Annotated in this window: 23 protein-coding genes and 1 tRNA gene; 14 read left to right on the top strand and 10 right to left on the bottom strand. The window is 40.6% G+C overall.

Features of this window, described 5'->3' with window-relative positions; translation table 11 throughout:
• Positions 1–243: 243 nt before the first annotated feature.
• The 9 genes from WC788_00605 to WC788_00645 form a co-directional block, all read right to left on the bottom strand.
• On the bottom strand, positions 244–597 hold the full coding sequence (locus WC788_00605) for an S-adenosylmethionine decarboxylase (GenBank protein MFA6096110.1): 354 nt from the start codon (positions 595–597) through the stop codon (positions 244–246).
• A gap of 108 nt (positions 598–705) precedes the next feature.
• Complete coding sequence (locus WC788_00610) at positions 706–1,227, bottom strand: hypothetical protein (GenBank protein ID MFA6096111.1); 522 nt, start codon at positions 1,225–1,227, stop codon at positions 706–708.
• Between the two features lie 22 nt (positions 1,228–1,249).
• Complete coding sequence (locus tag WC788_00615) at positions 1,250–1,525, bottom strand: hypothetical protein (GenBank protein MFA6096112.1); 276 nt, start codon at positions 1,523–1,525, stop codon at positions 1,250–1,252.
• 99 nt (positions 1,526–1,624) lie between these two features.
• A complete protein-coding gene (locus WC788_00620) occupies positions 1,625–2,347 on the bottom strand; it encodes a hypothetical protein (protein MFA6096113.1) in 723 nt (240 codons plus the stop codon).
• Complete coding sequence (locus WC788_00625; protein ID MFA6096114.1) at positions 2,340–2,477, bottom strand: hypothetical protein; 138 nt, start codon at positions 2,475–2,477, stop codon at positions 2,340–2,342. The genes WC788_00620 and WC788_00625 overlap by 8 nt, the downstream gene beginning before the upstream one ends.
• A gap of 100 nt (positions 2,478–2,577) precedes the next feature.
• Complete coding sequence (locus tag WC788_00630) at positions 2,578–3,594, bottom strand: virulence RhuM family protein (GenBank protein MFA6096115.1); 1,017 nt, start codon at positions 3,592–3,594, stop codon at positions 2,578–2,580.
• A gap of 31 nt (positions 3,595–3,625) precedes the next feature.
• Entirely contained in the window at positions 3,626–3,889 is a 264-nt protein-coding gene (locus tag WC788_00635; GenBank protein MFA6096116.1) for a hypothetical protein, read from the bottom strand.
• Between the two features lie 4 nt (positions 3,890–3,893).
• Positions 3,894–4,046 (bottom strand): helix-turn-helix transcriptional regulator, encoded by a 153-nt coding sequence (locus WC788_00640; protein ID MFA6096117.1) that lies wholly within the window; start codon positions 4,044–4,046, stop codon positions 3,894–3,896.
• A gap of 76 nt (positions 4,047–4,122) precedes the next feature.
• The gene (locus WC788_00645) at positions 4,123–5,754 is read right to left on the bottom strand and encodes a RecQ family ATP-dependent DNA helicase (GenBank protein ID MFA6096118.1); all 1,632 of its coding nucleotides are present in this window, start codon (positions 5,752–5,754) and stop codon (positions 4,123–4,125) included.
• 378 nt (positions 5,755–6,132) lie between these two features.
• On the opposite strand from WC788_00645, the gene WC788_00650 reads away from it, so the two are divergent.
• The 3 genes from WC788_00650 to WC788_00660 all read left to right on the top strand — a co-directional run bounded on the left by WC788_00650 (position 6,133) and on the right by WC788_00660 (position 8,617).
• Positions 6,133–6,483 carry a phage holin family protein gene (locus WC788_00650; protein MFA6096119.1) on the top strand — a complete coding sequence of 117 codons (351 nt, stop codon included), beginning with the start codon at positions 6,133–6,135 and terminating at the stop codon, positions 6,481–6,483.
• A gap of 119 nt (positions 6,484–6,602) precedes the next feature.
• Positions 6,603–6,824, top strand: coding sequence for a preprotein translocase subunit SecG (secG, locus tag WC788_00655; GenBank protein MFA6096120.1), 222 nt, complete (start codon positions 6,603–6,605; stop codon positions 6,822–6,824).
• A 176-nt stretch (positions 6,825–7,000) separates the two neighbouring features.
• The gene (locus WC788_00660) at positions 7,001–8,617 is read left to right on the top strand and encodes a peptide ABC transporter substrate-binding protein (protein MFA6096121.1); all 1,617 of its coding nucleotides are present in this window, start codon (positions 7,001–7,003) and stop codon (positions 8,615–8,617) included.
• 53 nt (positions 8,618–8,670) lie between these two features.
• Here the strand turns inward: WC788_00660 and WC788_00665 are convergent, their stop codons facing one another.
• The gene (locus tag WC788_00665) at positions 8,671–9,168 is read right to left on the bottom strand and encodes a hypothetical protein (GenBank protein MFA6096122.1); all 498 of its coding nucleotides are present in this window, start codon (positions 9,166–9,168) and stop codon (positions 8,671–8,673) included.
• A gap of 99 nt (positions 9,169–9,267) precedes the next feature.
• Here WC788_00665 and WC788_00670 point away from each other — a divergent pair, with 99 nt between their 5' ends.
• From WC788_00670 to WC788_00720, 11 genes are all read left to right on the top strand, one after another.
• Positions 9,268–10,485 (top strand): hypothetical protein, encoded by a 1,218-nt coding sequence (locus tag WC788_00670; GenBank protein ID MFA6096123.1) that lies wholly within the window; start codon positions 9,268–9,270, stop codon positions 10,483–10,485.
• A 156-nt stretch (positions 10,486–10,641) separates the two neighbouring features.
• A tRNA-Leu gene (locus WC788_00675) sits at positions 10,642–10,725 on the top strand.
• Between the two features lie 94 nt (positions 10,726–10,819).
• Entirely contained in the window at positions 10,820–12,514 is a 1,695-nt protein-coding gene (locus WC788_00680; protein MFA6096124.1) for a ribonuclease J, read from the top strand.
• Positions 12,515–12,693: 179 nt separating this feature from the next.
• Positions 12,694–13,029, top strand: coding sequence for a hypothetical protein (locus WC788_00685; protein MFA6096125.1), 336 nt, complete (start codon positions 12,694–12,696; stop codon positions 13,027–13,029).
• Positions 13,020–13,397, top strand: a complete 378-nt coding sequence (locus WC788_00690) for a hypothetical protein (GenBank protein ID MFA6096126.1) — start codon at positions 13,020–13,022, stop codon at positions 13,395–13,397. The genes WC788_00685 and WC788_00690 overlap by 10 nt, the downstream gene beginning before the upstream one ends.
• Positions 13,398–13,515: 118 nt before the next feature.
• Entirely contained in the window at positions 13,516–14,493 is a 978-nt protein-coding gene (locus WC788_00695; protein ID MFA6096127.1) for a gluconeogenesis factor YvcK family protein, read from the top strand.
• 18 nt (positions 14,494–14,511) lie between these two features.
• Positions 14,512–15,795, top strand: coding sequence for a bifunctional sugar-1-phosphate nucleotidylyltransferase/acetyltransferase (gene glmU / locus WC788_00700; protein ID MFA6096128.1), 1,284 nt, complete (start codon positions 14,512–14,514; stop codon positions 15,793–15,795).
• Between the two features lie 191 nt (positions 15,796–15,986).
• The gene (locus WC788_00705) at positions 15,987–16,217 is read left to right on the top strand and encodes a hypothetical protein (protein ID MFA6096129.1); all 231 of its coding nucleotides are present in this window, start codon (positions 15,987–15,989) and stop codon (positions 16,215–16,217) included.
• A 13-nt stretch (positions 16,218–16,230) separates the two neighbouring features.
• On the top strand, positions 16,231–16,446 hold the full coding sequence (locus WC788_00710) for a hypothetical protein (GenBank protein MFA6096130.1): 216 nt from the start codon (positions 16,231–16,233) through the stop codon (positions 16,444–16,446).
• A gap of 217 nt (positions 16,447–16,663) precedes the next feature.
• Entirely contained in the window at positions 16,664–17,539 is an 876-nt protein-coding gene (locus WC788_00715; GenBank protein ID MFA6096131.1) for a hypothetical protein, read from the top strand.
• Positions 17,540–17,659: 120 nt separating this feature from the next.
• Positions 17,660–18,760: an ArgE/DapE family deacylase gene (locus WC788_00720; protein ID MFA6096132.1), complete on the top strand. Its 1,101-nt coding sequence runs from the start codon at positions 17,660–17,662 to the stop codon at positions 18,758–18,760.
• Positions 18,761–18,763: the final 3 nt, after the last annotated feature.

Consider the following 18,763-nt stretch of genomic DNA (forward strand, 5'->3'; position numbering starts at 1 on the left):
AACATCTAGAAGTCTATCACACTTTTGGAAAAAATCAAGGGTCTTTTGGGGGATGTTGAAAATCAAATGGATGCGATCAAATAAGCCATTCTCAAATAAAAAAAGTCGGCATCACTCAAACCGCTTTTTTCTTTCTATTTCCCAAGCGCTTCAATGCCCAAAAATATTATGACACTCTATAATAAATAAGTATGCAAATTTAAGCTATTTAACAATATTTACAAAATATACCTAAAATATAAATTATCTATTTATAATCCTCCTGTGAGCTTTTTTGGAAGAAAACAACAAAAGTAAATCCTCATATACTCGACTTGCCGAAACTTCATTATTTTTCGAGTAATTACATACAAATATACCAGCCGAAACATAATGATCTTCGGGCCAAGTATGTACAGCTACGTGAGATTCACTGATTGCAGTAATCATTGTAAAGTTAATTTTATCAAAAAAATGATACAGGCTCCCTACTTCTGTCAGTCCACTATCCTTAATCATAGAAGAAAATAATTGTTTTATTTTTTTTGAAAGCCTTGATATCTTATCGAAATCGCATTCATAAAAATCAGCTAAAATATGTATTCCTCTATTATTCATAAAATTCAGAAAATATAAATTAACACATAGCAGAGCAAACAAAATAATCAAAAATAAATTGGGGCTGATTGTATAATTGTTTGTATACAGATGCAGCCCAACGATCTCTCAGAAAACACCGCTTTCTTCTTTTAAATATTTAAGAAGTTCCTTTTTGTGGTTGAGAAGTATGTACAATTGAGGAGGATAGAAATCCTTGAACTTTTTCCTTATCTCCCAGAGCGACAATGGTTTTTTGAAAAGGTGCACAACTTCAACAGGATACGCTGAAGCCGTTTTGGAGTTATTCAACCATTCTCTCATCATAGATTCGGAGCCAGGATCTTCACTTTCCTTAATTGCAATAACTTCTTCTATGCCTATAATTGGCGAGCCAAGCCTAATAACAGCTCCAATTTCCGCACTCGGAAACCCTATGTTTTCCTTACCCTTTCCAGTTGTTGCGTAAACAAACGCAGTAGCAGACCCGTTAAAGAACGGGCCTCGCCTGTACTCGTATTTTTTTGTTTTAGCGATGGCAAGGTCATAATAGTATTTAGGGGATATACTAACCAAAATATAATCTTCCGGCCACTGGCTGCTTTCATCTGTACTTGCGTCAAATAACGTAGTTTGCCTTATATTTTTCATATTTCCTCCTGTGAAATAATAATTACCCCATAATCTTTGCCGCTTTCAACTTATTCTCCAGCAACAAGGAAAAGTAGAGAATTGAGTAAGAATCGCGATCCATATACGCCGGATCTTTGGACCATTCGCGTATATGATTCCACAATCTTTCCAATCCTTCTTTTCCATAGACTAACATAAAATCATCAAAATCAGCAAACCCTCGGGGTATATGCTTATAAAGATCTCCGACATAAAGCGATTTTGACAATTTTGCTCCAAGCAAATCCGTTACCACGGGAGTATATATTCTCGCCATCTGCCTCTATTAACTTGAAATACCTTTCCATTCCATAAACGCTAACGCCCATTTTCTTTTTGATCAAATATTCTGAATTAACGAAATTTAATTCGTCTTTTAGGAAACTGGCAAAGGCTTTGGATATGCCATCCTTGCTGATAAATATTTTTCTTTGAGTATAATGTTTACGCAATTCTTTGACGGTTTTCCGGCATTACTTCTTATATTGTTAAATTTATCATAAAGCTCGTCCATTGTCGCTGGAGATATTTTTTCAACTTTCTGCAAAAAACTCCACTGATCTTTGAATGGTTCGAAGCTGTTGACGGGATCAAGAAAAACAGTATTCCCCGACTTTCTAGCGTTTCCCTGGAACGGCAAAGCGATAAGATTTCCGAAACCTGCGCCTCCAAGATAATCTTGATTAGGGAAAAGCCTGTCGAAACTTTCCTCTTTTTCGAATTGACCGATAATTCCGGCTTCTTTCAAAATATTAAGAGCAACATTTCTGCTTTTATGCGCAGGATATCTGTCAGAAAAAAACATCCAGACATGGCCGCCATTTCCCGATTTTGACCTTTCCAGATGTGCGGATAGCCCGTTATCATTGCATTTTTTCATGAATTCTTTCGAGTTTTTCAGCCAATTCTTCCCATCGAAATCCGCAGCAATAAATAGAGATGAATTGTCGTCTAACAAAGGATATATTCCATAGATCTCATTTCCCCTCAAATGCTGTTCGATGTGATAGTCATTGAATTCCGCGTATTTTTTGTGCTTGCAATCCTTGCATTTTCCCTTTTGAAGCTTGATACAGACGCCCGCCTTCCATTCATTCACGCAAACTGGTGCATAGCCTTTTTTTGGTCTTATCTTTATTCTCCCAATAAACAGCAAAAACATCTTTTCTTCCGATAAAAATGTTTTTGTAGATATTGATCTTTTCTTGCGGCGTCAGGTTTTCTGTCATAATTTCTCTATTATTTCCTCTTTTTATTCTCCCCATCATATTGATTCGCATATCCAAGAAGCGAAATGACATTTTGCCACATGGCATAAATTTTTATTTCTTATTTTTTCGATTTTTTTCTCAAAAGTTTTTTGACTTCTTTGTCAAAATCGGAAATATAATTCTTATCCTGTTCTATTCTATATTTTTCATATTCCTTAAGCGCTAATTCTTCCGCAACCTCATGGCTGACTTTTCCGGCGTTAGTTAAAATTTCATACTCGCTGAATTTCAAAAAAGCATTCAGCTTAACAATCCAATCTTTCATTGTCATCGCCCTGCTGCGCGCCGCTTGCATTTCGGCATAATCCAAATACATATTTCCAATTCGATTTAAATGCTCCATTTCTTTTTTATCCAAATAATTTTTAGCGATTATTGTATCGCTCGGCATAATCTTTCCCTGCGGAGAACGCCTCCAAGAAGTTAATCCCATCTTATCTTTCTTGCTGCTCGCGCGATTTGCAATGATTTCCGCCGCGGTCTTGCCTGTTATGGCAAAATGAAGTTTATTTTGCACTGTCGCAAAAAATTCCTTGCTTTCATGAGCTTTTGGCGAATAATCAATCGCCGTAGCATAAATATCAGTGATTTTTTGATAAATCATCCGTTCACTGGTGCGAATGTCTTTGATTTCCTCGTATAAATCATCAAAATATCGGGTACTAAAACGAGAGCCGTATTTCATCCTGTTGTTATCTAAAGCATAACCCTTGTGAATATAATTTTTCAAAATTTCAGTTGCCCATTGGCGAAATTGCGTGCCTCGCTCGGAATTCACGCGATAACCGACGGCAATAATGGCTTCCAAAGAATACATTTTGGCTTTTCGCTGTATATCCCTGCCTCCTTCTCTTTGAACTTGTAAGAAATCCTTACAAGTTGCCGATGCGTCCAATTCGCCATCATCATAAGCGTTTTTCAAGTGCTGTGTGATATTTTGCGGAGTAGTATCAAAAAGTTCGGAAATACGCCTTTGGGAAAGCCAAATATTTTCTTCAGAATATAGAACTTCAATATTCACCGAACCGTCCGGCGATTGATAAAAAGCGATTTGATTATCAGGTATTTTTTTCATGTTTTTTTAATAGTTTTATTTTACATTTTTTTCATTTCCCCGCATCAGTCAAATAAAATTTTCCATCAGAAGCCCGCATTTTCAGTTGGTCACATTTTGTGACGACCTCACTTCCCTCTTCTTTTAAACGATTTTTCAATGTTGTCCGGTAACTTTGAGCTTTTTTATGGTCAGTCTGACTAATTAAAACAGCTATAATATCCACTACCGAAAAATACCACACCTCTTTTTGCTCATCATAAATACGGCGAACATTAAAATTTTCAAAAATCACCAACGAACTTTGATTTTTCATAAGATTATTTTATCTTATTTATTAAATCATCAACACCGACCTCAAACGCTTTGGCGATTTTAGTTAGGGTTTCGATTGTTGAGTTCCGGTTAACGCCATTTTCAATTTTTACGACCGCATTTAGCGATAAATCGGCTTTTAAAACCAACAGTTTCATTTCCTTAATCTTACCCCAAAATCCGCTTAAAATCAAACAAAAACTTACAAAAAAACTTGAAAATAGGGTTTCTAAGTTAACCCAAATTGATCCTCCGAATTTTTGCGATCACCAAACGGATTTTTTCATAGCTGATGCTTTCAGGCAAATGATCTTTGATGGGCTTTAATTTTTGATAGTTTTCGGCCTTGGACATCGCAACAAGAATTTGTCTTTCTTCTTCACGAGTGATGAACTTTTCCGGATCCAATTCTCCGCCAGCCGAATACCATTTTATCAGATGACCGAAGATCGTGCTCTTGCCCAAATTCCTCATTTTGGCGATTTGATCAAGATCGTAATCTGATTTATAAAGCTTCACTGTTTCCAAGATCGTATCCGACAAAGTCTCCGGCTGTTCGCCTTTGACTATGAAATTATCTTTGTCGAAATTTTTATCCTGCGATTCTGTGGCGCTTGGCCATTTGAAATCCAGACACACATCGCATCCTTGGCAATTGTTTCCATGATTTTTCAGGTCCGGATCGGAAAAATATTCAAGGATCATCTTTCGCCGGCATTTCTTTTTTGAAACGTAATCGAGAATCTTTTCCAAACGATCGTATTTGATGCTAAGAACACTGTTTATTTCCTGCCGGCTTTTTCCTTGAGCAAGCATTTCATCGCGGCTTTTTTGCAAGAAATAATAATGCAATCCCGTATCCCTGCCGCTATGGAGCAAAATGCAATAAGCCTTTTCGCCATCCCGTCCCGCTCTTCCCGCCTCCTGATAATATCCCTCGAGACTGCCCGGCATTCCAAGATGAATAACATAGCGGATATCGGCTTTGTCCACTCCCATACCAAAAGCGATCGTGGCTACAATCGCCCTGAATTTATTTTCCATAAAATCATTTTGGATTCTGTTTCGATCTTCCGACTTCATTCCCGCATGATAAAAAGCGGAAGTTATTCCGTTTTTCTGCATAAACTCAGCCGTTTCCTCCGCTTCTTTTCTGGTGATGGTATAAAATATCCCGGCTCCATCGATCGATCTGGCAATCCTCAAAGCTTCGCTTCTCCTCTCTTTTTTGGATAAATTTTCTTTCACAAAAAATTTCAGGTTCGGCCTATCGAATCCGCGGATGAATACTTGAGGATCTTTCAGCCCGAGCCTTTGAATAATGTCATCTTTCACTTCCGGCGTTGCGGTTGCCGTAAAGGCGGCAATGATAGGACGCCTTTTTAATTTTTCAATATAATTTTTGATCTTCAGGTATTCCGGACGGAAATCATGCCCCCATTGCGAAACGCAATGAGCTTCATCTATGGCCAAAAGATAAATATCAAGATTCGCGAACAAACCAAAGAATCCCTCGCTCGCAAGCCGTTCCGGAGCGATATACAAGATCTTGATTCTACCGCCCTTTACCTCTTTGGTCCTCGCTTCAATTACACCAGCCTTGAGAGAACTGTTTATAAAAGAAGCTTGAATGCCGCGCGCGTTCAAGCTGTCCACCTGATCCTTCATTAGCGCAATGAGCGGAGAAACAACCACCGTCAGTTTGCCGCTCAGAATCGCAGGCAATTGATAGCAAAGCGATTTTCCTCCCCCGGTCGGCATCAGCGCCACCACATCCCGCCCCGCAACAATGCTTTCCACGATCTCTTTTTGCCCCGGACGAAACTCGGAAAAATTGAAATATTTTTTCAGATGATCTTCAAGCATAAAAAATGTTAATGTGTTTTTAGCATGATGATACGCACATTGCCATATTTTTCGAAATGACATTTTGCCACATGGCATAAAACCATTATTATTTAAGTCTATCGCAATTCACGCTTAAAATCAAATAAAAACGCTTGGGATAAGTCTAAATTTCCTAAAACATACGAAGCTAAGTAATAACAAAACACGGAAAAAAGTCGCATAATATCTTTTCGTTATCTTCGTGCAAAAGCAGATTTGCGCTTTCAAGATTGCGCTTTCAAGATTCATTATTCATAGCCCAATATCAATGCAAATAAATGGACATGTGCAGATTTTTGTGATATTTTATAGATATAGTTTCGAGGAGGTTTTCCATTAATTCTAATGCTTAAACATATGTTCAGCAGACTGATCATACAGATCCTGACAAATTCGGTCGCCATTTATATCGCAAGCATAATCGTTCCGGGATTCATTCTTCGCGAAAACAGCTTTATAACGCTCATTACCGCCGGATTCATATTCGGACTGATCAATTTTTTCATCAAGCCCGTCCTGAAGCTGATCTCCACTCCGCTGATCTTCTTCACATTCGGCCTCTTTACAATAGTGATAAATATTGGTATGCTTTTCCTGCTGGATTATTTCGTCCCCGAACTGAGGATAGAAGGCTTATCTGCCGCTTTTTGGGCAATGCTGGTCATCAGCGCCGTGAACATCTTCATTGGGGCATTCTCGAAAAAGTAATAGTTTGGAACGTAGAAAGCGGAAGGTGGTATGTGGAAAATAAAAGTAGTATGTGGTAAGCGGTATGCATTATTCAGCGTTTTACTGGATACTGTATACTAAATACTAAATACTGAATTATGGATAAAACCCTGGGAATTGCGCAGACTGTATTTGCTATACTGCTCGTTGTGGCTATATTGCTTCAGAATAGAGGCGCCGGCCTGAGCGACACGTTCGGAGGAAGCGGAAATATCTATCAGACAAAAAGAGGCTTTGACAAGTTTCTCTTCATTGCAACAATCGTTCTTGCTGTTGCATTCGTAGGCACTGCGTTCGTAAGTTTCATCAAACAATACTAAAACCTCACAACAATTAAGGCAAAAGCCGGACAGACACATTTTTTTGTTTGGCCGACTAGTTGCCTTGTTGGCATTTTAAAAATTAAAATAATATTATTGCATTTAATATCATCCCCAGGAAAATAAAACGGCTGGTTTCAGTCCTGAGCAAAAAGGAAAAAATAGTTGTTTTTGTGATGCTGATCCTCATAATAGCCAGCAGCAATTATCTTGCCATAACCTATTATCTGAATAATACAAAAGAAGCTCCCGACTATGGCGGAGAATATGTGGAAGGAATGGTCGGGCAGCCCAGATTCATAAACCCGGTTCTGGCGCAAACCAACGACATCGATTCAGACCTGTCCACTCTGATCTATTCAGGTCTCATGAAAATCGATGAAAAAGGAAATCTCGTGAACGACATAGCCGAGAGATATGAAATAAGCGAGGACAAGCTTGTTTATACTTTTTATTTGAAAAAAGGCGTCAAGTGGCATGATGGAAAAGACCTTACGGCGGATGATGTCATTTTTACGCTCCAAACCATCCAGAACAAGGACTTCAACAGCCCGCTCCGGACCAATTGGAAAGGGATCAGGGCGGAAAAAATAGACGATCATGCGATAAAATTCACGCTGAAGAACGCATATTCGCCTTTCCTCAACAATCTCACGTTCGGAATACTCCCCAAACATCTTTGGGAGTTCATAGGTTCCGGAAACTTTCCGCTCGCAGAGTACAACCTGACAAAGCCGGTCGGAAGCGGCCCTTATAAATTCAAACAATTTTCAAAAGACAAGAGCGGAAGAATAAATTCCATCGAACTTGCTTCCAATGAAAATTATTATTTCAAAGAGCCTTATATCAAAAAAGTTATCATCAAGTTCTTTCAAAATGAAGATGAGATCATTTCGGCTTTTAATCGAAGGGAGATAAAAGGCATAAACTATATTTTGCCGTCCAGCAGAAAGAATATAGTTGATTCCGAGAACACAAATATTTACAGGCTCAACATTCCCAGATATTTTGCGATATTTTTCAATCAGACAAAAAGCAAGCCTCTTTCAGATAAAGCCGTAAGGATCGCTCTCGCTCATGCAGTAGACAGAAAAAAGCTTGTTGACGAAGTTTATTCCGGAGAGGGGGTTATTGTGGACTCCCCTATCCCGTCGCAGATCATGGGAAGCAATCCCGACGTAAAAACCTATGAATATTCCGCCGAGGAAGCAAAAAACATCCTGGAAAACGCGGGGTGGAAAGACGGCGACGGAGACGGGATCAGGGAAAAAGACGGCGTTAAGATCGAATTCTCCCTGATCACAACCGACTGGCAGGAGGCAAAAGAGGTTTCTCTGAAGCTTAGAGACATGTGGAAAGAGATCGGAGCTAATGTTGAGATAAAAAATCTGGACATAAACGATATACAAAACAACTACGTGAAGCAGAGATCATATGAAGCGCTTCTGTTCGGAGAAATATTGAATTACGATCCGGACCCATTCGCCTTCTGGCACTCTTCGCAGAAAAAAGATCCGGGATTGAACTATTCACTATATGACAATCCGGAAGCGGATAAACTCCTGGAAGAAGCAAGGCAGGAAACGGATCAGAGCCTCAAAATAGAAAAATATAAAAAATTCCAGGAGCTCGTCGTTGAGGACATGCCTGCGATATTCCTATACAGCCCTTATTATCTTTATGTGCAGAACAGGTCCATTGGCGGCACGAATTTGAACAGCATCGTCATACCTTCCAATAGATTCAACGGGATCGAGAATTGGTATGCAAAAACAAAAAGATTGTGGAAATAAAAAAATCTTCTTCCTGCAATTGTTTTTTCAAAACAGGAAAAAGATCCGATCTTTTACAAAAAAACTGAAGATATTGCAAGCAATATCAATATTATTGCTATTGCCAATACATATGCGATTTTGACGGTTTTGGCCACAAAGGCAAACAGGAATGTGATCACAGCCAAAACTATAAGGAACCCCTCGAGAAATCCGGGCAAAGCCAGCCTGTAGCCCACAATGGCTCCCGCTATGCAGATGATCCCGAAAAATGCGAAGAAAAAATCAGCTAATCCGCTGGAGATTTCTCCGTTTTCGAGCTCGCATTGTTGTTTCAGTTCCGTGGTGGATGACATTATCAGAGCTATGGATCCGATGCCAAAGACCACCAATCCCAACGAAGCCTCTTTGAACATCACCAGAATCCCTAAAATTATCACAATTACCGATGCCACGGTCAAATAGGCCGCCCTCCTATCGTCTTTCTTGTCAAAGACAACCTGCCAGATCGAATATAATCCGAAAATAAACACTCCCATAGCTTTCAATGCCAACGTAATTTCTTCTGTCATTTCATATGCACCTCATATTTGTATATTTTATCGGCCAGCCGAAGTCTAAATGAACTATTTTGTTTCGGCCAACAGCATACATTATCATAAACAAATAACATGTCAAGCAAATACAATTTGAATCTCGATCACGCAAATATCGATCTCGTTTCCTCGAAATTCCGGGAGAAGATCGAAAAGATAAAAAGGATCCCGACCCCGAATTTCGCAAAATATATTCCGGATATAGAAAAATTGAGAAAGCTGAGAGAAAAATACAGCGACAAAAAGAATGTGATCGTTGAGGGAAACGGAGGCGCCATAGAAAATTTCCGAAGCATATTCACCGCCCTTTCCGCCGAAAGCAGCAAGAATGTCTACATGCTGGACACCGAAGACCCGGACTATATCTTCGACCTGATGAGATCATGCGACGCCAAAGATACCCTGGTGATCCTTACGAGCAAATCGGGAACCAGGATCCAGGTGCTCGCAAACTATTTTGCACTGAAAGAATTCCCCATTCTGATCATAACCGAGGACAACAAGGGGTCGCTGAACGAGATCAGGAAGATCAATAACCATGGCGTTTCTTTCTACCCAAGTGTTGAAATGACCGACAGGTTCACAGGCCTTACGGAATCGGCGCTCACCACCTCGGAAATCGTCGGAATCAATTCAGAGGAAATGATCAAGGGAGGAAAAGACATGCACGAGATGTGCGATCCGAAAGCGGATATAAAAGACAATATCGCCCTCCGGTTCGCGTTGACGCTTGACAGCCTGGAAAAAATAGGATATAATGAAATGTTTTTATCGATATATTCAAAAAAACTTGCCGGGTTCTATAACCTCATCTCCCAGCTTTTTCATGAAGGCGTCTGCAAGAACGGAGTCGGACAAACGATATACGGCGGAGAGGCGCCGGAAAATCAGCACCACACATTGCAGCGATTCATCTCGGGAAGAAAGAATTCGGTAGGAGTTTTCTTGACCATAAAGAACTTTTCTCATAAAGAGATCGGGATAAACGTAGACGATAACCTTAAAAAAGTGATATGCAGAAATATCACGATGGAAAAATTGAATAAGATCTCGCTTGAAAGCATCATCCATGCCGAATTTCAGGGAACATGGCAGGATGTCACCGACAACAAGATCCCTGCGATCAACTTTGAGATCGACGATCTGTCGGGATATTCCGTCGGAGGATTCATGGCATTCTTTCAATATGCCGCTTTCTATTCGGCGATCTTGAGGGGCGTTAATCCATGCGATCAGCCCGGGGTTGAGAAAAGCAAGGAGAACATATTTCGTATTATAGCGGAATTTACATAAAATCCGTTAATGAGCTTCTTTGTGATGTTGGGCTTAGCGGGAAAAATTAAAAATGTAAAGATCAAAAATAAAAATGACAGTTTAAAATTAAAACTATTATTTTGAGATTTTGCATTGTCATTTTACATTTTGATATTTCAATTTTTCATTTATTATGCCGGAGTGGTGAAATTGGCAAACACGCAGCGTTCAGGGCGCTGTGGGCGTAAGCCCTTGGAGGTTCAAGTCCTCTCTTCGGCACACTTTACATGGCAATTTGCCATGCAACATCAGATGGTTTGTTTTTCTTAATCAAAAAGGGGCGAACCATATAATCAAATAACAACAATACATGATGCAAAGTAAATTAATCAGGCCCAAAGCAACAAGAAAGTTGCGGATTATTCCATTGGGAGGGCTTGAAGAAGTGGGAAGAAATATGACCCTGTTCGAGTATGGCAATGAAATTATCATAGTCGACATGGGACTTCAATTTCCGGAAGAAGATATGCCGGGAATCGATTATATAATTCCAAACATAAATTATCTGAAGGGAAAAGAGCAGAATATAAAAGGAGTGTTCATCACTCATGGCCACTATGACCATATCGGTGCGATCCCCCATCTCATGCCAAAACTGGGCAATCCCCCTCTTTTTACAGCCGCGCTGACGGCCGGAATAATAAAAAGAAGGCAGGAGGATTATCCGAACGGACAGACGCTGAACATCAAAGTCGTGAATTTCGAAAGCAGGGTCGCTCTCGGGAATTTCAAAGTGGAATTTTTCCATGTGAATCACAGCATCCCCGACACTCTCGGGATCGCGATCCATACTCCGGAAGGCCTCGTCATTCATACGGGAGATTTCAAGTTCGACAACAGCCCGACAACCGACAAGCCAGCCGATATCGGAAGAATCGCCTATCTTGGCGCGCAGAACGTTCTGGTCCTTCTTTCCGACAGCACGGGAGCGGAAAAACCGGGATATTCGATCAGCGAATTCGAGATCCAGAAAACACTTGATGACGTTTTTTCGAAAGCCACAGGCAGAATGATCGTAGCAACTTTCTCATCTCTGGTGAGCAGAGTCCAGCAGATAATCACTCTTTCCGAGAAATACGGAAGAAGGGTCGCCATAGACGGATATAGCATGCGAACAACCGTAGAAATAGCCAATAAACTGGGTTATCTTAAGATAAAAAAGGGAACCTTGATAAAGCCGGAGCAGATGAGCAATTATCCCGACGACAAAGTGTCTTTGATGTGCACCGGAGCGCAGGGAGAAGGAAAAGCGGTTCTGATGAGAATAGTGAACGGCGAACACAGATATGTGAGGGTCAAAAAGGACGATACTGTCATTTTCTCCTCATCCGTTGTTCCGGGAAACGAAAGGACCGTCCAGAACCTCAAAGACCAGCTCTACAGACAGGGTGCAAATGTCATCCACTATCAGATGATGGACGTTCATGCCGGAGGACACGCACTGACCGAAGACCTGAAAATGATGATAAATCTTATAAAACCGAAATATTTCATTCCCATACACGGGAACTATTACATGTTGAGGCTTCATGCTAAGATCGCTGAAAGCGTAGGCATCCCAGCCGCAAACACTATCGTCGCGGGAAACGGAAAGGTCATAGAGTTCACAAAAAACTCGGCAATGATGACGAAAGAAAAGATCCCATCGAACTATGTCATGGTTGACGGACTCGGAGTCGGTGATGTGGGCAATGTCGTCCTCCGAGACAGGCAGCAGATGAGCAAAGACGGAATGTTCACCATCATCGTGATCGTGGACAGCAAAACCGGAAAGGTAGTCGGAACACCGGACATAATCTCGAGAGGGTTCATATACATGAAAGGTTCCATGGAACTGATCAATGAGACCAAGGCTAAAGTCACTGAACTCGTAAACAAAAAATCAACTGCTGAACACAATACGAACTGGGCATATGTGAAAGACAACATCAGGGACAACATCGGACAATTCCTGTTCAACAGGACCGAAAGAAGGCCCATGGTGCTTCCGGTCGTGATCGAAGTGTAGCGACAAGCGAAACATTGACAAAGATATATCTATTAAGTACAATGGCATGTTGCTCATTGATAGATATATCGCATAAAAGACGGGATATTGGCTTATGACTCTCAAAAGCCAGTCTTCCGTCTTTTAATGTATAGAGATGACGGTATGTGAAACGGAGCGATCATTAAGGAGGTAGAAATATGAAGAAAATATTTATAGCGATCATGATCCTATCGCTATTATTTTCAGGGTGCATCGTACCCGAAGAAGAAACCAAGGCCAAGATGTATGCGCATGGTAAAAATGTCACCATAACCGGGAACGGATGGGAAGAAGGAATAAAGGTCCATCACTATATTTATCCGACCGATGCAGGATTCTTTTTGAATATGCCGGGACCGTGCGATGATATGGGATGCGTCGGCAAAAACATAACGGTTGACGGGACATCAGTTTATTACGATCCTGAATATAAACGCAATGAAATGAACGTGAATCGGATCATTGTGAACGGAACATTCCGGGGATGGCTGTAACAAAAGACCAACGAAGAGGTGATCTCGTGACGGGAATAATAGTCATAGAAGAACATATGGATCAAAAACAGAAAAGCGCGCTGGAAAAGATAACACCGATAGCGGAAAAAATGGGATTTTCTTTGCAACATTTTTTCTACCACGACGGATCGAGATGGGAACTGACCAGATACGGCGACAATATCAGCGGAAAGATCTCCAGATTTTTCAAAATTGGCAGCAATAATGTGGTTCGGTATCATAAAGATACGAATACCATCGAAATAATTCTGAGGGATCCCCGCCTGGAGGAAAACGTAAAAAAACTATCCGAAATCCTGATCAGGGAAGGCTACGACGTGAAAATTATAACAGACTTCCTGAAATGAAGACGAATGGAGCAAAGACTCCATTTTTTTTCAGCAATTGCGCCTCTTGGATATTTACTTTTTCCCATAATTCCTCTAGACTTGAGATGTGAACATTAATCGGAAATTAGCGATAAATATGGCAAAACAACCCCAAAAAAGCAAAAGATTCGTATGTTTCGGAGGCGGAAGCGCCATGCCCAAAGTGGTGCTGGAACCCCTTCGGAAATATTCGTCCGAGATCACTTCGATAACTTCCATGGTGGATAATGGCGGATCGACGGGACAGCTCCGCGAGGATTTTGGAATTCTTCCGCCGGGAGACATAAGGCGCCATATACTGGCGCTCTCAAAAGCGCCTCAATGGAAAAAGGATCTTCTTTCCTTCAGATTCGGACGCGAAGTCTTTGACGGCGGGCACAAAGGCCACAATTTTGCGAACGTGTTCATGGCCGGATTGGAGCATATCACGAAAGATTATGAAAAAGTTCTCGATATTATCCATGAATTCATGGAAGTTGAAGGAAGGGCTCTGCCGGCGACCATACAAAATACGCAATTGCTTGCTATTCTTGAAAATGGAGAAATAGTCAAGGGAGAGGATGAAATAGATATCCCGAAGACGCACAATCCAAGCATCAGAATAAAAAACATCTATCTGGATCCCGAGGTTGATGCATATGAAAAATCCCTTGAGGCGGTCGCAAAAGCAGACGTTGTCATAATAGGACCCGGGGATCTTTATTCTTCCTCGCTCCCCTGCTTTCTCATGAAAGGAATGAAAGAGGAAATTGTGAAGAGCAAGGCAAAGAAAATTTTCGTCTGCAACATAATGACAAAGCTCGGAGAAACGAACGAATTCTCGGTTTCGGATTTTTCAGACGAAGTTGAGAAATATCTCGGATGCGAACTTGACCATGTCATATACAACTCAAAGATCCCTTCCGAACAGAGGATCATGGAATATAAGAAGAAGGAGCCGACTACGCTGAATCTCGTGAAGATAAACGGGAATCTTGATGAGAACAAGTACATCGGAAGAGATATCCTTGCGGACAAAGGACCGCTCCATCATGACGCCGAAAAGTTGATAAAAATGATCATCGATATTTCATAAATCTAATCTTTCAAACACATGCAGGCAATAATTTTGGCAGCCGGAGAATCCTCGAGATTCTGGCCGCTATCGGAAAAAAAACACAAATCGCTCGTAAAGATCGTGGGAAAATCATTGATCGAGTGGACGATCGAATCCTTGGGAAGAGCGAATATCAAAGATATCATAATAATCCAATCTCCCAGCGCAGAGCTTGAAAAACATCTCGGAGACGGTTCGGCTTTTGGAGCTAACATCTCCTATCGGGTGCAAAAAGAAGCCAAAGGGATGGGAAATGCGGTCATGCTTGCAGAGCCTCTCATCAAAGAAGATTCTTTTTTTGTTCTGAATCCATATGCATTCAATGCAGAGGATTTCATCGCCCTGATGTCGGCAAAACAGAAGGATTCCGGCGCGAAAATGGTACTGCTGGGAGTGAAAACCGACAAGCCTTGGAACTATGGAATGCTCGGCCTGAAGGAAGACAAGGTCGTTTCCATAATCGAAAAACCCCTCCAGGGACAGGAACCTTCGGACGTAAAAGCGACGAATATTTATCTCCTTCCTAAAGAATTCTTTGATTATTACCGCAAAGTGGAAGAGCAGACATATGCTTTTGAAGATGCGCTTTCGCTGTATATGAAAGAGAATGATGTGCGTCTCGTGATGAGCGAGAACGACACTCCGAGCCTGAAATATCCCTGGGACCTTTTCAAGATCAATGAGATCATAATGAACACGCTGATAAAAAAGAAACGCGTTTCCAAAACCGCCAAAGTCTCGAAAAGCGCGATCATCGAAGGACCGGTCTGGATCTGCGACAACGCCATTGTTTTTGAACATGCCGTCATCAAGGGCCCGGCCTATATCGGAAAAGGATGCATAATCGGAAATAACGCCCTGATAAGAAAATATACGGACCTTGAGGATGGAGTCCTTGTCGGAGCGAACGCCGAAGTGACAAGAAGCATTTTCCAGCCATTGAGCCATATCCATAGCGGATTTTTTGGGGATTCCATAATCGGCAACAATGCAAGGATCGGTGCAGGTACGATCACAGCCAACGTCAGAATGGACCGTAAAGAGATACAGCCTACGGTCAAGGGAGAAAAGGTTGAAACCAAGCTTACTTCCCTGGGTGCCGTTATCGGCGACGATACTCATCTCGGAACCGCAGTGAACACCATGCCCGGAATATTGATCGGAGCGGATTCAAAGATCGGCCCGAATTCGCTCATAAGAGAGAACGTACCGAGCGAAACCGTCTGCTACACCGAATTCAAAAATATAGTGAAAAAGAACACCAAAAACAAGGAAGTATAAACGCGAGCATCGGCCAGACTTGACTTATAGAAAATTGCCTGCTAATATTGTCTTATGATAAATATTTATACAAAATCTGATTTGAATTGGTGGCCGGACAGCGTTTAGGCTGTTTTGGTGTTTTATTATATTTTGATATAAATAAATTACAAAGCAGCTTAAAGGCTGTTTTTTGTTATGGAGGAATATTGATGAAACAAATGCTTATTGAAAAAACAAAAAAAGGCATCTCCACAAATAAAACCGGACTATCCGAATGCGAAGAATCACCTGCATGTCCCGCATGCGGTCACAGACTCCAATCTCAGGAAAATCACACTTTCTCAAAAAAAGTCATGTGGTTCTGCGATAACGACAATTGCGGGGAGAATTCATTCATGAGGATAAAAATGGGAAATAAATTCTTTCTCATAAAACCATAGGAGGTGATGGGTCATGGAATGCATGGAAGCTCTGGAAAAAAACGGTGAGTATGAAATTGCGGACAAAAGCAATTTTTGTCCGAGATGCGGCACTGAAACAAAAGAGACAGATGAATGCTCGCCACTCGGAAATAAACGCCTTTGCAAAAAGTGCGATCTGATATTTATCAAAGAAATATTCATCGATTGCATAAATAAAAAAGCGAAAATAAAGCTGAAAAGCATATAGGGGATGGAAAATGCATCCCCTATCCGATTTAAAACTATCCGATTCTTAGATAATAATATATTAATTGAATTTATGTTAATTAAGAAAATGAATTTAAATCTATCATCAAGCTGGCAAACCCAAAACAATTTAGGCTGTTTTGGCGTTCTCTTGAAATAGTTTGAGTGCACTCCGAAGCAGCAAAAAGGCTGCTTAAAAAAATCAGGAGGAAAACAAAATGGAAACAAAAATAATCGGAAATTGGGAAATGAAAATTTCGTCGCACTCAGAAATATTTCCCGAAAAAGCTATCAAAGAACTGCTGAAACTCATTGAAAAATGGGCAAAGGTTTTTCCGAAAGAAAATACATGGGTTCAGAACAAATTTCGAATACCTTCTCTGTTCATAAGAATCGACTGCGTAATAAACAATGATAATCTGTTTATCTATGAAATAGAAGAAAGGCCAGCTGGAATGGGCATTTGTTCAAAGATCAATGCTGAATTCTGCGAAAGATTAAACGAAATAAAGCTGAAGTGGCCAGAGTTTAAATTGATCATTTCTCCGCTACGAGAAAAGGGAGATGATAATCTTTGGCTTATGCCTTTAGAAAATGACCTTGACAGCTTAGTGCTAGTCAGAGCAGAGCCGAGTGAAAAAAACTTTCACATATTTCAGGAAAGATCTGTCAGTACCGTCGCGAAAAAGGGAAATAAAAGCTATGGAGTGCACCTTGAACTCTGGAAAGAGGCCAATGATGTCAGTCAGTTGCCATGGAACAACGACTTCGTTCTTAAGCCATTAGTGGGCAGCAAATGTAAAGACGTAGTAATCTTCCTGGCTAAAAAAGATCAGGGAATTAAGGGCTATTCAACCAGAAATCAGGTTGAAAGAATGATGAGAAACAATGCTAAAATGTATATACAGCCATTCATTGCACCCATGAAATGCCCGATACCTCAATTCAAGGAATATGCCATGATGTATAGATTTTTTTTCGGATATGATCCATCGACATCAAGATATATTCCATTGGGAGGAGCATGGATAGCACGAAAGAACTTAAAAATCCACGGCACACCAGACGCATTATCCGGACCATTGGTGTTCTAGGAAGCAGCGAGATGCCAAACAAGGAATAAAAACAATATATTTTTATTCCTTGTCTCATATTTTATATTGTTAAAATTTATGTTAATATTAAATTAACTAAACTCAGACATCAATATGCAAATGGAAATAACAGAACTTATCAAAAAACTGATAGAATTCAAGACGGTCAATGGCAAAAATGATGAATTTGCAGCCTGCATCTGCTTTATTAAGGATTATTTCAAACCCCAGATCGAGTCGGGAAAGATATACGTCGTTGAATATGAAAAGAATGGCCTGCATTCCATCGTTTTTTCAAGCCAAAAAAACATAAAACCGGACATTATTCTGAACGGACATATCGATGTTGTCAATGCGGAAGAAAAAGATTTTACACCTATTATTAAAAGCGGTAAACTTTTTGGAAGGGGCGCGGCGGATATGAAAAGCCAGATTGCGACATTGATGCATATTTTCAAAAATATTGTCGAAAGCGAAGAAAAAAAGTCCGTTGCTCTCATGCTTACCTCCGATGAGGAACTTTCAGGAGGAAACGGAGTTGGTTATCTTTTAAATGAAATCGGATACAGATGCAAAGTTGCCATAGTTCCGGATGGCGGACATAACTTCGAAATGATCGTCAAGGAGAAAGGCGGATTCTGGATAAAGGTTTCAGCGAGCGGAAAATCCGCGCACGGCTCAAGAACATGGCTAGGTGAAAACGCCGTCCTGAAGCTCATGACGTTCTTTTACGAACTTGAGGAAATATTTCCGCCACTTAAAAAAACCAAAAAACTATATCAGGATGGGGTTTCAATAAATCTCGGGGTAATGAACGGAGGAAAAAGCATAAATAGCGTTCCGGACCGCGCAGAGATGTTCCTTGATATCAGGTATTCGGAAAAAATGCACAAATCGGAGATAATAAAAACATTGAAAAAATTAAGTAAGAAACACAAATTGAAGTTTGAAGTAACTGATGTCGTAGAAATGCTGGAAACCGACCCCCAAGATCCATATCTTAAAAAATTCAAAAATATAGCTCGCAAAACCATCTATAAACCCATTGTGATCACAAAAGCCTCGGGCGCATCGGATGCAAGATTTTTTTCAGCGAAAGGAATCCCCGTGATCATCATGACGCCCAACTGCGGTAATAAGCATGGAAAAAACGAATGGGTGGAAATAAAAAGTATTGAAAAATTCTATGACATATTAATACGATTCATTAACGAAATATAAATC

The sequence above is a fragment of the Candidatus Paceibacterota bacterium genome, from assembly GCA_041661265.1.
Taxonomy (GTDB): Bacteria; Patescibacteriota; Minisyncoccia; order JAHIHE01; family JAGLIN01; genus JBAZUT01.